This is a genomic window from Sphingomonas faeni, assembly GCF_040407505.1.
GTDB lineage: Bacteria > Pseudomonadota > Alphaproteobacteria > Sphingomonadales > Sphingomonadaceae > Sphingomonas > Sphingomonas faeni_E.
Window position 1 is genome coordinate 147,136 of the sequence record NZ_JAPZPQ010000003.1, and the last position, 13,505, is coordinate 160,640.

Consider the following 13,505-nt stretch of genomic DNA (forward strand, 5'->3'; position numbering starts at 1 on the left):
GGCCCAATTGGGGGATGTTGCCAACGACGCGCATCGCTCCGTTACACCGGCCTTTCCACTTGGGCCCCGGCCTTCGCCGGGGTGGTGTTTGGGGGAGCGTTATCCTCTCAGGCTCGCGCCCTGCTTTGCGGCGGCCGCTACCACCTTGTCGGCGATCGCCTTGATCTCTTCGTCGGTGAAGCTTTTGGCGGTCGGTTGCAGAACGACCTCGACCGCGACCGACTTATGGCCCTCTTCGACGCCCTGCCCGGTGAACACGTCGAACACGCGGGCCGAGACGATCGCGACCTTGTCGGCGCCCTTGACCGCGCGGACCAGCGTGTCGGTGGCGAGCGCCGCCGGCACGAGGAAGGCGAAGTCGCGGCGGACGGCTTGCAGCGCCGGCGGCGTGTAGGCCGGGCGGGTGAAACCAGACGCGCGCTTGGGCGGGATCGCGTCAAGGTAGACTTCTACCGCGGCGACGGCGCCGTCGAGGTCGAAGGCCTTCAGGACGGACGGATGGAGCATGCCGAAGCTTGCCAGCACCGTCTTCGGTCCGAGGCGGAGCGTACCGGACTGGCCGGGGTGCCAGGCGTCGCCGGCCTCCCCCATCACTTGCAGGTTATCCACCGGCGCGCCCGAGGCCGCGAGAAGCGCCACAGCTTCGGCCTTCGCGTCATACGCGTCGAAGGTCGCCGCTTTCCCATCGCGCCAGCCACGGGGGCGGCGGTCGCCGGCGAGGACTACGCCCAGAGTCGCGCGCTCGGCGTCGGCCAGATAACGGCGGCCGATCTCGAACAGGCGGACGCTCTGCTGGCCACGCTTGAGGTTGCGGCCGGTCGCTGCGACCAGGCCGGAGAGTAGCGAGGGGCGCATGACTTTGAGGTCTTCGCTGATCGGGTTGGCGAGCGTCCATGCGCCGCCACCGAAAGGCGCGGCTTCGGCCTCCGAGAGGAAGCTCCACGTCACCGCTTCGTCGAGACCGCGGGCAGCCGCCGCGCGACGTGCGCGACGTTCGAGCTTCTGCTCGGGTGTGGCGGTCGGTTTGGCGACGCCGGGCATGCGGGGGAGCGGCGTCGAGGGGATATTATCGATGCCCTCGATCCGGACGACTTCCTCGACGAGATCGGCGGGGCCATCGACGTCGCGGCGCCAGGTCGGGATCGTAACCGGCCATTTGCCCTCGATCGTCGAGAACAGCGCGTCGCTGAACGCATCGGCGGACTTGATCGCGCCGATCGTAAAGCCGAGCGACAACAAGGTCCGCGCCTGGCGTTCGGGGGCGACGTGGAGGCCACCGAGGTCTGCGCTCAAGCGCGGATCGTAGTGGATCACGCGGGGCTCTAGCAGGGGCTCGCCCGAGCGGGTGACGTCGCTGGCCGTGCCGCCGCAGATGTGGAGGACGAGCGCGGTGGCGATCGCGAGGCCGTCTTCGAGGAACGCCGGGTCGACGCCGCGTTCGAAACGGCTGCGCGCGTCGGAGGTGAGCGTGAGCTTCTGACCGGTGCGGGCGATGTGGTCGGGATCGAAATAGGCGCATTCGATCAGCACGTCGGTGGTGTCCGCCGAGACGCCCGAATGCTCGCCGCCCATGATGCCGCCGATGTCGTGCACGGCCGCGTCGTCGGCGATGACGGTCATGGTCGCGTCGAGCGTGTAGGTCTTGCCATTGAGCGCGATGACCTGCTCGCCGTCGTTGGCCTTCCGCGCGACGAGGCCGCCGGAGAGTTTGGCGCGGTCGTAGACGTGCAGGGGGCGACCGAGGTCGATCATCAGATAGTTGGTGATGTCGACGAGCGCGGAGATGGGCTTCTGGCCGATCGCGATGAGGCTGCGGCGCATCCACTCGGGGGACTCGCCGTTGGTTACGCCGGTGACGGTTTGGGCGAAGAAGGCTGGACAGCCTGCTGTGTCGTCGGTGCGGACGTCTGGACCTGCGCCCTCACTCGTGAACGTATCGAACGTCAGCGGCGTAAGCGTGCCGAGGCCCGCCGCGGCGAGGTCTCGCGCGATGCCGCGGACGCCCATGCAGTCCTGGCGGTTGGGTGTGATCGCGACGTCGATGACCGGATCGGTCAGGCCCGCATAGTCCGGGTAGGCGGTGCCGATCGGCGCGTCCGCCGGCAGTTCGATGATGCCGTCGTGATCCTCGCCGAGTTCCAGCTCACGCGTCGAACACATCATGCCGTTGGATTCGACGCCGCGGATGCTCGCGAGCTTCAGCGTGACGTCGAGGCCGGGGACGTACGCGCCGGGTGCGCCGAACACGCCGACCAGGCCGGCGCGCGCGTTGGGGGCGCCGCAGACGACTTGCAGCGGGCCGTTACCGGCGTCGACCGACAGGATCTGGAGCTTGTCGGCTTGCGGATGGCGTTCGGCGCTGAGTACCTTGGCGATCTTGAACGCGGCGAGCTTCTCGCCGGGGTTCTCGACGCCTTCGACTTCGAGGCCGATGCGGGTCAGCGCTTCGACGATCTGGTCGAGGGTCGCAGTGGTTTCGAGGTGCTGCTTGAGCCAGCTGAGGGTGAACTTCATGCGCCGACTCCGCCGGACAAGGTGGGGACGTCGAGGCTCGAAAAGCCGTAATGCTTGAGCCAGCGGATATCGCCGTCGAAGAACGGGCGGAGGTCGTCCATGCCGTATTTGAGCATCGCGAGGCGGTCGATGCCGCAGCCGAACGCGAAGCCCTGCCATTCGTCGGGGTCGAGCCCGCACGCTTCGATGACTTTGCGGTGGACCATGCCCGATCCGAGGATTTCGAGCCAGCCATCGGGCTCGGCGCCGCCGACGACGCGCTTGCCCTTCACCAGCGTGTAGCCGACGTCGATCTCGACCGAGGGTTCGGTGAACGGGAAGTAGCTGGGGCGCAGGCGGAGCACGATGTCGTCGCGCTCGAAGAACGCCTTCACGAAGGTTTCGAGCGTCCACTTCAGGTGGCCGAGCGTGATGCCCTTGTCGATGACCAGGCCCTCGACCTGGTGGAACATCGGCGTGTGCGTCGCGTCGGAGTCCGAGCGGTAGGTGCGGCCGGGGGCGATGATGCGGATCGGGGGTTTCTGGCTCAACATCGTGCGGATCTGGACCGGCGACGTGTGTGTGCGGAGCAGCGAGAAGGTCGTCTTTTCGTCGGCGGTGCCGGCGGTCTTCGCGTCGATCCCCTGCTGGAGATAAAAAGTATCGTGCATCGCGCGCGCCGGGTGCGTCTCGGGGATGTTGAGCGCGGTGAAATTGTGCCAGTCGGTCTCGATCTCGGGACCGGTCGCGACCGCGAAGCCCAAGTCGGCGAAGATCTCGGCGAGTTCATCCATGACCTGGCTGACCGGGTGGATCGTGCCGGCGGGCGTGGCATCCGCGGGGAGCGTCATGTCGAGCGTTTCGCTGGCGAGGCGCGCGTCGAGCGCGGCGCGTTCGAGCGTGGCCTTGCGCTCGGCGATCCCGTTGGCGACGGCTTCGCGGAGGCCCTGGATCTGCGGGCCTTGGACGAGGCGCTCTTCGGGCGTCATCTTGCCGAGCGTCTTGAGCAGCGCGGTGATCGTGCCCTGCTTGCCGAGAGCCTCGACCCGGCACGCATCGAGCGCGTCGAGGCCGGATGCGGCGGCGATCGCCGTCAGCATGTGGTCGCGCATCTGGTTCAGGTCTTCGGTCACGTCATACTCCCAGGGCGGGTTCGGTTAGGCGGGGCAGCCCGAGGCCGATACCCAGATCGTCCCAATTTTCGTTACGCGCTTCGATCAGGTCGATCTTCCACGCTCTTCGCCAGTCCTTCAGCCGCTTCTCGCGAACGATCGCGGCCTCCATCGTGTCGAACATCTCGTAATAGGCGAGACGCTTGATGCCGTACCGGCGAGTGAAGCCGGGGATCAACCCCTCTCGGTGCTGAACTAGCCTTGCGAGGAGGTTTGAGGTGACGCCGATGTAGAGCGTGCCGTGGCGGCGGGAGTGGAGGATGTAGACGCACGGCTGGAAGGTTTCGCGCATTTCGTGCTCCCCTTTGTGCTCGCTACTCCGGTGCAATCTAGCTCCGTCATCCCGGCGGAAGCCGGGACCCACGGTAGCGGGCGGGTGATGGTAGCACGTTATCGCCGGGTACACCGTAACCGTGGGTCCCGGCGTTCGCCGGGATGACGGATGAGGGTTTGGGGACCACGGAATTTGGGGAGCTTGGGGAATTTGGGAAGCTTCAGAACCTCTCGGCACCAGCGCGTTCGCCCCCCCCAAACGCAGAAAAGGCGCCGGTGGTCTCCCACCGACGCCCTTCCAAACCTCACCTCGGTCGCGAAATTACGCGGCCTGGGGAAGCGCCGCCTTCACCTGGGCGACGATCGCGCTGAATGCAGCGCCCTCGTGCATGGCGATGTCGGCCAGGACCTTCCGGTCGAGTTCAATCCCTGCAAGCTTCACGCCGTGCATGAACTGCGAATACGTCAGGCCCTCGGCGCGGACGCCGGCGTTGATGCGCTGGATCCAGAGGCCACGGAACGTGCGCTTCTTAACCTTGCGGTCACGGTAAGCGTACTGTCCGGCCTTCTCGACGGCCTGACGGGCGATGCGGATGGTGTTCTTGCGACGGCCATAATAGCCCTTCGCCTGAACCAAAATACGCTTGTGCTTGGCGCGGGTGGTAACACCCCGTTTTACGCGTGCCATTGTCTAATTCCTTCTCAGCTCAACGCAGGCCGTAAGGCGCCCAGGCCTTCACTGCTGCGGTATCGGCCTTCGACAGCAGCTTGGTGCCGCGGTTCTGACGGATGTACTTGCCGTTGTGATGCGCCAGACGGTGACGCTTGCCGGCGACGCCGTGCTTGAGCAGGCCGGTGGCGGTGAGCTTGAAGCGTTTCTTGACGCCGCTCTTGGTCTTCAGCTTGGGCATTTTTATCCTTTCGGTTACGAAGGAGGACGCTGAAATCGCCGCGGCAGCCCACACTGGCCGGGCGATTCGTCGAACGCGTTCCCTTCGAGGAAGCGGGCCGCATAGACGCAATGATCCGCCATATCAACCGTTGTGGAACTGACGCGGCTGTCGTGCGATAGGCCAAGCATGGACGACAGCCCGACGCAGCCGATCGAGACCCCTTCCGCGGCCCCGGAAGCAGCCTCCGTGCAAAAACGTCGCAAGCGGCGGATACTGCGCAACATCCTGCTCGGGATCGTCGCGGTCATCGTCGCGATCTGGCTGGTGCTGTACATCACCAAGGGGCGTTTCCTGAAGCACCCGTTCGAGCGCGTCGTCGGCTCGCTCACGCACCGGACGCTGACCGTGCGCGGCGATTTCCAGCTGTATTTCGCGCCGTTCCGCATCAAGCTGTACGCGGAGAACTTCACGCTCTCGAACCCCGATTGGGCGAGCAAGCCCAATTTGTTCCAGGCGGACAGGCTCGACACGCGGATCGCACCGCTGTCGCTGCTCTTCGGCAAGCGGCGGCTGTACTGGCTCGATCTCGTCAACGGCGCGGTCGATCTCGAGTGGAACGCGGCGCATTCGGTCAACACCTGGACGTTCTCGAACAAGAAGGGTGGCAAGCCGCTTGAATTCCCGCGGATCGACGTTGCGACGGTCACGGGCACGACGGTGCGCTATCTCGATCCGCGGATGCGCGTGCTGGCGGACCTCAAGGTCGCCGATATCCGCTCGGTCGACGCGACGATCGGCCGTGCGGTCGGGCTGACCGGCAAGGGGCGGTTGCGCGAGACGCCGTTCACCGTGACCGCGCAACTACTGTCACCGGACGCGACCGCCAATCGCGGGCAGAACAAGCTGGTCGCGCGGGCGCGGGCGGCGGGGAACGTGATAGACGTCGCGGGCACGCTGCCGAGCATCGCCGATGTCGAGAACGTACCGCTCGCCGTCACCGCACGCGGCGCGAACCTGTCGACGCTGCTGGGGGTGATCGACGTCGCGATCCCGAACACGCGGACCTACAAACTGCGCGCGCAGCTGATCAAGCAGGGCGACGAATACGCCTTCACGCACCTGCGCGGCTTTGCGGGCCGGACCGATCTCGCGGGCAAGCTGACGATTACCAACGGCGCGCGCATCCATCTGGATTCGGTCCTCACGACCAAGAGCCTGGACATCATCGATGCGGCGCCGTTCATCGGCTTCAATCCCGACATCGTCGAGTCGAAAGGAGCGGTGGCCGCCGCCGCCGCGACGGGCGCCGCACCGCAACGTCTGCTGCCTGACGGGAATTTGCCGGTCGCGACGATGCAGATCTTCGATGCCGACCTGAAATGGACGATCGGTGTGGTGAAGTCGCGCAACCTGCCGATTTCCAACATCGACTTGACGCTCGACCTGGAGCGTGGGCGGCTGGCGCTATCTCCGCTGACCTTCTCGATGGCGCGCGGCAACGTGGCCTCGGACGTGATCTTCGATACGCGCGCGCGGCCGAGCGCGGTGTCCTACGACATCCGGCTCGCGCCGACGCCGCTGGGTCGATTGCTCAAGGGCTATGGGCTGACCGAGGCTGGGACAACCGGAACCGTCAAGGGTCGCATCAAGCTTGATGGCCGGGGCGACTCGATCCACGATTCGCTGGCGTCATCGCGCGGGCGGATCGCGTTCGTGTTGCCGTCGGGCGCGCTTTCGGTGCGCAACGTGCAGCTTGCAGAACTCGATATCGGCACGTTTGCGCAGCGGATGTTCCAGGGGAAGCTGGACGAGCCGGTACAGATCAATTGCGGGCTGATCGGTTTTACCGTGCGCGGCGGTGTCGCGGCGGCGGACCCGATCCTGATCGACACGCGCAAGAACGTGATCGTCGGCCGTGGCGGTTTCAGCTTCCGCAACGAGGCGGTGGATCTGGCGTTTCGGGCGGATTCGAAGAAGTTCAGCCTGTTCGCGGGGCAGTCGCCGGTCGGGGTCGGCGGTTTGTTTGCGGCGCCGAAGCTCAGCGTGATCTCGAAGGACCTGCTTGCGCGGGTCGGGAGCGGGCTTGGGCTCGCGCTGGTGGCGACGCCGGTCGCGGGGATTCTGGCGTTCGTCGATGTCGGCGATGCGAAGTCTACCGCGTGCGGGCCGGTGCTCTCCGGAGCTACGGCGGCGGCGCAGCGGACCACCAAGGGCCAGCCGCGTGACGACGTGGGGCATGGGACGACCGCCAAGGCCGAGGACGGGAAGACGAATGCTGCGGAGCGGAAGGGGCAGAAGAAGAAGTTCCTGGGGATCTTCTGAGGGCGCGGGGAGGATGGTACGCCCCCCCGTCCCTACCTTGCTCTTCCTGTCGTCGTGCGCGCGTTAGTTCTAATGGTTGGGCGCGCTTAGGCCGCTAGCGTTGCATGTCCATGAGTCCCGGCGTCCGCCGGGATGACGAATTGGGGTGTGATCGGGGCTCGATGGTGGACATGGGGGCGGGTTGTTGCCCTTGGCCAGTTGCTGGCTGTGGCCGGGGTTGTCGGCTGTGACCGGTTGTGGCCCGTTATTGCTGATGGGTGTGAAGTACATTCGCTGCTCGGGCTAGATCGCAGCGTTCGGGTTGGATAGCGGCTTGGCTACGACGTTGCCATTGCGAAGCACTATTGCTTACCGCACCAACCCCGTCACCCCAGCGGACGCCGGGGCCCATGGTTAGATGCGCGTAGACGGCTAACGCTCCGTGTCCGTGGGTCCCGGCGTCCGCCGGGATGACGGAGGGGGGGGTGATGGTGTAGTGGCGTTGCGGTTTGCGATGACGCCTTTTGCTCCCTTCCCACTTGCGGGTTGGGGAGGAGATAATCGCATGCCGGACGCCGGTACGTACATCGTACCCTCCCCTAGCCCCTCCCGCAGGCGAGAGGGGAAATTTTACCCATGGATGTGGCCGTCATGCGCATCGTGATCGTGCCCGTCATCCTGCAACCGATGCATCGCCTCGAGCACGTCGTCCATGCGCGCGGGATCGCCGATCGCGAGCACATGGCCTTCGCTGTCTGCGGTCAGCGGGTCGCCGTTCCAGTCGCACATGCGCCCGCCCGCGCCTTCGACCACCGGCACCAGCGCCGCGAAGTCGTAAAGCTTCAGGCCTGACTCACAGACCACGTCGAGATGCCCGCTAGCGAGCAGGCCGTAATTGTAGCAGTCGCCACCATAGACCGGCCCTTGCCGCGGGTTGCCGCCCGAGATCGCCGCGACCAGCGCTAAATAGTGCGGGACGTCGACTTCATCGAAGAGGTGCGGGCTGGTGGTGCCAATCGTCGAGCCTGCCAGTTCGCGGCAGGTGCGCGTGCGGACTGGTACGCCGTTCAAAGTCGTCGGACGCCCCGCGACACCGACCCAACGCTCGCGCTGGATCGGCTGGTCGATGATCCCGAGTACCGGCCAGCCATCCTCGACAAGCGCGATCAACGTCCCGAAGATCGCGCGCCCCACAGTGAAGCTGCGCGTGCCGTCGATCGGGTCGAGCACCCATTTGCGGTTGGTGACGCCCGCCTTCTCGCCATACTCCTCGCCGACGATGCCGTCGCCCGAGCGCTCGGCGTCGAGCAGCCGGCGCATCGCCGATTCGGCTTCTCGGTCGGCGCGAGTGACGGGGGACTGGTCGTCCTTGATCTCGACGCCGTGCTCATGGCGGAAATAGGGTCGGATGACGTGGCCCGCAGCATCCGCGAGGCGGTGCGCGAGATCGATATCGGCTTGGGTTACTGGCATATTTCCAGCCTATCGAGCGCGAGCGTCACGGGCAATGGACGGATCGATCACGCCAGCGTAGGTCATTGCGATCTAAACGGAGTATCATCCATGCGCCTCGTCTCGACACTTGCTACCGCCGCTGCCCTCCTCGTCGCGGCGCCTGCGCTGGCGGCACTCGCGCCCGGCGCCAAGGCGCCGGATTTCACCACGCGCGGCGCGATCGCCGGCAAGGTGTTCACCGTTCACCTCGCCGAACAGCTGAAGAAGGGCCCGGTCGTGCTCTACTTCTTCCCGGCGGCCTACACCGGCGGCTGCAACGCCGAGGCGCATGCGTTTGCGGAAGCAATCCCGGCGTTCACCAAGGCCGGCGCGACCGTGATCGGCATGTCGGCCGACAATGTCGAGACGCTCAGCAAGTTCTCGGCCGAGAAGTGCGCGGGCAAGTTCGCGGTCGCCAGCGCCGGGCCGAACGTGGTCAAGGGCTACGACGTCGCGCTCGGCAAGCAGATGGGTGGGCGCGACATTACCAAGCGCACCAGCTACGTCATCGCCAAGGACGGCCGCATCGCGTTCGTCCATGACGAGATGAACCCCGAGGCGCATGTCTCGACGACGCTTGCTGCGGTCCAGAAGCTGACGGGTAAGTAATCGATCGAAACCGGACCGGCAAATACCTGCCGGTCCGGTGACATTATGATAACGCTTTCGGGTCTATCGCTTTGGCGGGGACGCGGGGGATGACATGCGCGACGTACGAGTGGCCGGATCGATACGGGGCGCAAGACCTGACACGACGCTGTTCGAGCGGATCGGCGCGTTCCTCGACGAACAGAAGCTGAGCCCCGATCCCGCGCATTACGCGTTTGCCTATGCCGTGATGTCGGCGCCCGAGAGCCAGTTGGCTGCGGAGGTCGCCGCCTTGACGCAGGACGGTGTTCGTCTCACCCGATCGGATATCGAGCGTCTAGGTGGAACGGTCGTCGACGAGCCCCCGTCGGGCCGATCGCGGCGGGCCAACGGAGCGGCGGACACCAACCCCGATCGGACACCCGATACCGCGATCGCGCTCGTGATCGAGACGCAGCAGCAGGTCGATGGCTTCGTGCAGATCGTGCGGACGATCCAGGCCGAGACGCATGGCTTTGGCCGCGAACTGGCCGAGAGCGCGGCGTCGATCACGCAGTTGGCGGAGATCGACGAGATCGCGGAAATCACGAGCGCGATGATCGCCCGTATCCACGACAGCGAAGTGCGTCTGGCAGCGGCCACCGCGGAGGCTGATTCGCTGCGGTCAAAGCTGATCGAAGCGCGCGATACGGCGCGCCGCGACGTGCTGACCGGCCTGCCCAACCGCCGCGCGTTCGAGGAAGCGTTCGCGACGCGCGACAGGGATGCCGGGCCCTATTGCCTCGCCTTGTGCGATATCGACCGGTTCAAGCGGATCAACGACGTGCACGGCCACGGGGTCGGCGACCGCGTGCTCACCGCGATCGGCCAGGCGATGGCGGCCGAATGCGCGCCACATCTCGTCGTCCGCCACGGCGGCGAGGAATTCGCGGTGCTGCTCGGCGGGATCGCCTTGGCCGAAGCTGCGGACATGCTCGATTCCGTCCGCGCGACGGTTGCCGCCAAACGCTTCCGCAACCGCGAGACCGACACTGCGCTCGGCGTGATTACCGTCTCGGCGGGCGTGACCGCGATCCATGCCGACGAGGCCGCAGAAACCGCGTTCCAGCGTGCCGACCAGCTGCTCTACACCGCGAAAAAGGACGGTCGCGATCGGGTCTGCGCGGGTTGATCCCGAGGGTTGGCGCGATTTGCGACGTAGAAATGGTGCGTTGTACCAACTTGATCTTCGCGGAAACAAGAAATCGTGCAAAATCAAATAGTTAATAAACTGGCACGCACCATGCAAATCATTCGATATCGGCAGCCGGATGGTCCGGCGCCCGACCATCGAAGGACTATCTCATGTCGATCCGTTTCGAAACCGCTCAGCGCATTGCCTTCTCGCTCGTCGGCGCACTGTTCTTTGCAGCCATCGCAGTCGGCACCGCCGTCCCGATCACCCCCATCGCCTGATCGGGACACCCATCATGAACCGCAGCATCCTCATCGGCCTCATCGCCTTTTCGACCACCATCCTGCTGATCGCGACCCACACCGGCGGCGCGCTCGCCTGAACGACGGGGCGCCTGGCGAGCGTCATAGTCAGGCGGGTGAGGCAAGCCCCACCGGCCCCACGGGGGCCTCTTCTTCGCGAGAATACGTGCCGATCAACAGCCCTGCCGCCAGCACATGCCCGGTGATGGCCTCGATGACCGCAGAGCGCCCGGGCGTCGCGCCGACATCCCCTGCCCCCGCGCCTATCGCGAAGACCTGGAACGCATAGCGATGCTCGCCGTGACCGCTCGGTGGATCGGGCGGCAACCAGCCTTCGCGCAGATAGGAATTACGACCGACATCGCGACCTTTCGCGTCGCCCTCACCGTCAGCAGCGATCGCGCCCTCCGCCAGATGGCCCGCATCTGCCTCGAGTCCCCAGATGATCGCATGCACCAAGGGTTGCGGCGCCGGAGCATCGGCATCCTCGACGATCAATACCATGCGCTCGGTCCCTGCCGGCGGTTCGCTCCACACGAGCGGTGGCGACACGCCTTCCCCGTCCGCAGTGAAGCGCGGCGGCATCCGTGCTTCGTGCGCGAACGCCGGACTGGTCAGGGTCAAGGTCTCGAAGTTCTCGCCGAGCTGGACGATCGCCAGCTTGTCGATCCCGGCACGCAGGCCGCTCATCGCATGGCCAAGCCAGGCGGGGATGTGTTCGAGCATGGCTTATCCTTCCGACGGGCAGGTTTCGGCACGACGGGCGGGGGCTGCGCCGTCATACCAGTCGCTCTGCGGGCCCATCTTGGCTGCGTCATGGTAGCAGACCTGGGTCTTGCCGCGCTTGGGGTCGACGATCACCGTCCAATTGTGGTCGCCGCAATTATGCTCTTCGCAGCCCCAGGAGGCGACGCGGTCGCCCATCTTGAAAACGGGGGTAGCGGGACCCGATCGACCACGGATCATCTCGCGCAGCTTCGCATCGCCGACCGCATTGACGAGGCCGGTCGCAACGTCGGTGCGGTCGTAGAAATCGACGCCGCCGACAGCATCGTGCGGGTATTTGCCGACATAGGCGGTGATCGGCGTGGTCTGCGCCTGGCCTGCAATTGGCGCGGGGGCGCGGGTCTCGGGCGGGGTGAAGCCGCTCGGCGCGGCGGTCTTGGTGGGATCGTCGTTGCGTCCGCATCCGCCGACGAGGAGCGGTACCGCGAGCAACGCGACCGCGATTGCCGTCCTCATGATCGCACCGTCGTCATCACCTGATCTCCTCAACCCCCTTTGCAACGCATCGACCGGCATCGTGGTTGCGGAGCGGAGCCGATGCGACCATCTCGGGTGCATGGAGCATGATCTCGATCGTTTCGTCGCTGCGCAGGACGGCGTCTATCCGCAGGCGCTGGCGGAATTGGAGCGCGCGGCCAAGCGCAGTCACTGGATGTGGTTCATCTTCCCGCAGATCGCCGGACTGGGCCAAAGCGCCATGGCGCGAACCTATGCGATCGCCGGGGCGGACGAGGCTCGGGCGTATCTCGCGCATCCGATACTCGGGCCGCGACTGATCGAGGTCACGCGGACGGTGACGGCCGCGCCCGGATCGGCCGAAGCGATTCTGGGCGGGATCGATGCGGTGAAGTTGCGGTCGTCGATGACGCTGTTCGCTGCGGTTGCCGACGATCCTTCGCCGTTCCGCGCGGCGCTCGACCGGTTCTTCGGCGGCGAGGACGACCGGGCGACATTGGACCTGCTTGCGTCGGGTCCGCGATAAGACGGGTGTATCGCCTGCGAAAGGTGTAGCATCGCGGCGGGGCCTTCCGCCCCATGAGGTGCCGTGATGGCGAAGAGCCAGAAGAAATCGAGCAAGGAAGTCCGCAAGCCCAAGGCCGAAAAGGCACCCAAGGCGAACGCGTCCAACCCGACCACCAAGGGCAAGCCCGTCGAGATGACGACGCTGAACTGAGGCACGCCGGGGTGGGTACCGCTCCGGCAAGATCTTCGACCGGACGATGACGGGGCGTCTTCCGTTGTTCCGGTCGATCGGGCGCAGTGCAGTGTGCCCGCGACAGTTACGCGTCAAACAACTTAATCCTGCTGCCTGATCGCCCGACCCGGGTCAGCCGGCCGCGGCGATCTGGCGTAGTGCCTGTTCGAAGACTTCGACGGGCTGGCCGCCCGAGATGAGATGCCGGTCGTTGATCACGATCGCCGGCACCGCATTGATGCCGCGAGCGCGCCACAGTTCCTCCGCCGCGCGAACCTCGTCCGCGTAGCGTCCCGATCGCAGCACCTCTTCTGCGGCAACGGGATCAAGTCCGGCCTTTGTCGCGGCATCGACCAGCACGCGGTGATCGCCTGGATCGACATTGTCAGTGAAATTTGCGGTGAAGAGCGCGTGCTTGAGGGCCGCCTGGCCCCCTTCGATCTGCGCCCAGTGCAACAGGCGGTGCGCGTCGAACGTGTTGTAGATCCGGCTCGTCTCGATCATCGCCATCGTGAAGCCGAGTTCTCGCGCGCGATCGACGATCATCGCGCGGTTCGCCGCCGACTGCTCGGGCGTAGACCCGTATTTTTCCGCGATATGCTCGCCGATATTCTGGCCGCCTGCGGGCATCGCCGGATTGAGTTCGAACGGCTGGAAGACGATCTTGGCGTCTAGCGCGTCCGCCGCCCGAGCCACCGCCTCTTCCAGCGCACGCAGGCCGATGATGCACCACGGACAGGCGATGTCCGACACGAAATCGATCTTGAGATGGGCGGTCATGTCAGTCTCCGGAAAGCGCGCACCTCGGTAGATGCAGGCGGTCGGATGAGCAAC

Annotated in this window: 14 protein-coding genes; 5 read left to right on the plus strand and 9 right to left on the minus strand. The window is 65.8% G+C overall.

Annotated elements, in window-relative coordinates; all coding sequences use genetic code 11:
- Window positions 1-99 precede the first annotated feature (99 nt).
- From pheT to rpmI, 5 genes are all read right to left on the minus strand, one after another.
- On the minus strand, window positions 100-2,514 hold the full coding sequence (gene pheT / locus O6X71_RS11450) for a phenylalanine--tRNA ligase subunit beta (protein ID WP_353465993.1): 2,415 nt from the start codon (window positions 2,512-2,514) through the stop codon (window positions 100-102).
- Complete coding sequence (pheS, locus tag O6X71_RS11455; RefSeq protein WP_282580605.1) at window positions 2,511-3,605, minus strand: phenylalanine--tRNA ligase subunit alpha; 1,095 nt, start codon at window positions 3,603-3,605, stop codon at window positions 2,511-2,513. Before pheS ends, pheT begins: the two co-directional genes overlap by 4 nt.
- A gap of 22 nt (window positions 3,606-3,627) precedes the next feature.
- Window positions 3,628-3,957, minus strand: a complete 330-nt coding sequence (locus O6X71_RS11460; protein WP_353465994.1) for a GIY-YIG nuclease family protein — start codon at window positions 3,955-3,957, stop codon at window positions 3,628-3,630.
- Between the two features lie 303 nt (window positions 3,958-4,260).
- Window positions 4,261-4,626 carry a 50S ribosomal protein L20 gene (gene rplT, locus O6X71_RS11465; protein ID WP_056054375.1) on the minus strand — a complete coding sequence of 122 codons (366 nt, stop codon included), beginning with the start codon at window positions 4,624-4,626 and terminating at the stop codon, window positions 4,261-4,263.
- Between the two features lie 19 nt (window positions 4,627-4,645).
- On the minus strand, window positions 4,646-4,849 hold the full coding sequence (gene rpmI / locus O6X71_RS11470) for a 50S ribosomal protein L35 (RefSeq protein WP_031395289.1): 204 nt from the start codon (window positions 4,847-4,849) through the stop codon (window positions 4,646-4,648).
- 168 nt (window positions 4,850-5,017) lie between these two features.
- On the opposite strand from rpmI, the gene O6X71_RS11475 reads away from it, so the two are divergent.
- Window positions 5,018-7,153 (plus strand): AsmA family protein, encoded by a 2,136-nt coding sequence (locus tag O6X71_RS11475; RefSeq protein ID WP_353465995.1) that lies wholly within the window; start codon window positions 5,018-5,020, stop codon window positions 7,151-7,153.
- A gap of 609 nt (window positions 7,154-7,762) precedes the next feature.
- Here the strand turns inward: O6X71_RS11475 and O6X71_RS11480 are convergent.
- Window positions 7,763-8,605: an inositol monophosphatase family protein gene (locus tag O6X71_RS11480; RefSeq protein ID WP_353465996.1), complete on the minus strand. Its 843-nt coding sequence runs from the start codon at window positions 8,603-8,605 to the stop codon at window positions 7,763-7,765.
- Between the two features lie 90 nt (window positions 8,606-8,695).
- Here O6X71_RS11480 and O6X71_RS11485 point away from each other — a divergent pair, with 90 nt between their 5' ends.
- Together O6X71_RS11485 and O6X71_RS11490 are read left to right on the plus strand one after the other, a co-directional pair.
- Window positions 8,696-9,235, plus strand: a complete 540-nt coding sequence (locus O6X71_RS11485) for a peroxiredoxin (protein ID WP_136189147.1) — start codon at window positions 8,696-8,698, stop codon at window positions 9,233-9,235.
- Between the two features lie 94 nt (window positions 9,236-9,329).
- Window positions 9,330-10,385, plus strand: a complete 1,056-nt coding sequence (locus tag O6X71_RS11490) for a GGDEF domain-containing protein (protein ID WP_353465997.1) — start codon at window positions 9,330-9,332, stop codon at window positions 10,383-10,385.
- Window positions 10,386-10,798: 413 nt separating this feature from the next.
- Here the strand turns inward: O6X71_RS11490 and O6X71_RS11495 are convergent, their stop codons facing one another.
- Window positions 10,799-11,416, minus strand: a complete 618-nt coding sequence (locus O6X71_RS11495) for a YbhB/YbcL family Raf kinase inhibitor-like protein (protein ID WP_353465998.1) — start codon at window positions 11,414-11,416, stop codon at window positions 10,799-10,801.
- A gap of 3 nt (window positions 11,417-11,419) precedes the next feature.
- A complete protein-coding gene (locus O6X71_RS11500; RefSeq protein ID WP_353465999.1) occupies window positions 11,420-11,932 on the minus strand; it encodes a hypothetical protein in 513 nt (170 codons plus the stop codon).
- Window positions 11,933-12,032: 100 nt separating this feature from the next.
- Here O6X71_RS11500 and O6X71_RS11505 point away from each other — a divergent pair, with 100 nt between their 5' ends.
- The gene (locus O6X71_RS11505) at window positions 12,033-12,458 is read left to right on the plus strand and encodes a DUF1810 domain-containing protein (RefSeq protein ID WP_353466000.1); all 426 of its coding nucleotides are present in this window, start codon (window positions 12,033-12,035) and stop codon (window positions 12,456-12,458) included.
- A gap of 66 nt (window positions 12,459-12,524) precedes the next feature.
- Window positions 12,525-12,650, plus strand: a complete 126-nt coding sequence (locus O6X71_RS11510) for a hypothetical protein (RefSeq protein WP_259457500.1) — start codon at window positions 12,525-12,527, stop codon at window positions 12,648-12,650.
- A 153-nt stretch (window positions 12,651-12,803) separates the two neighbouring features.
- On the opposite strand, the gene O6X71_RS11515 is transcribed toward O6X71_RS11510, so the two are convergent.
- Window positions 12,804-13,451, minus strand: a complete 648-nt coding sequence (locus O6X71_RS11515) for a DsbA family oxidoreductase (protein ID WP_353466001.1) — start codon at window positions 13,449-13,451, stop codon at window positions 12,804-12,806.
- Window positions 13,452-13,505: the final 54 nt, after the last annotated feature.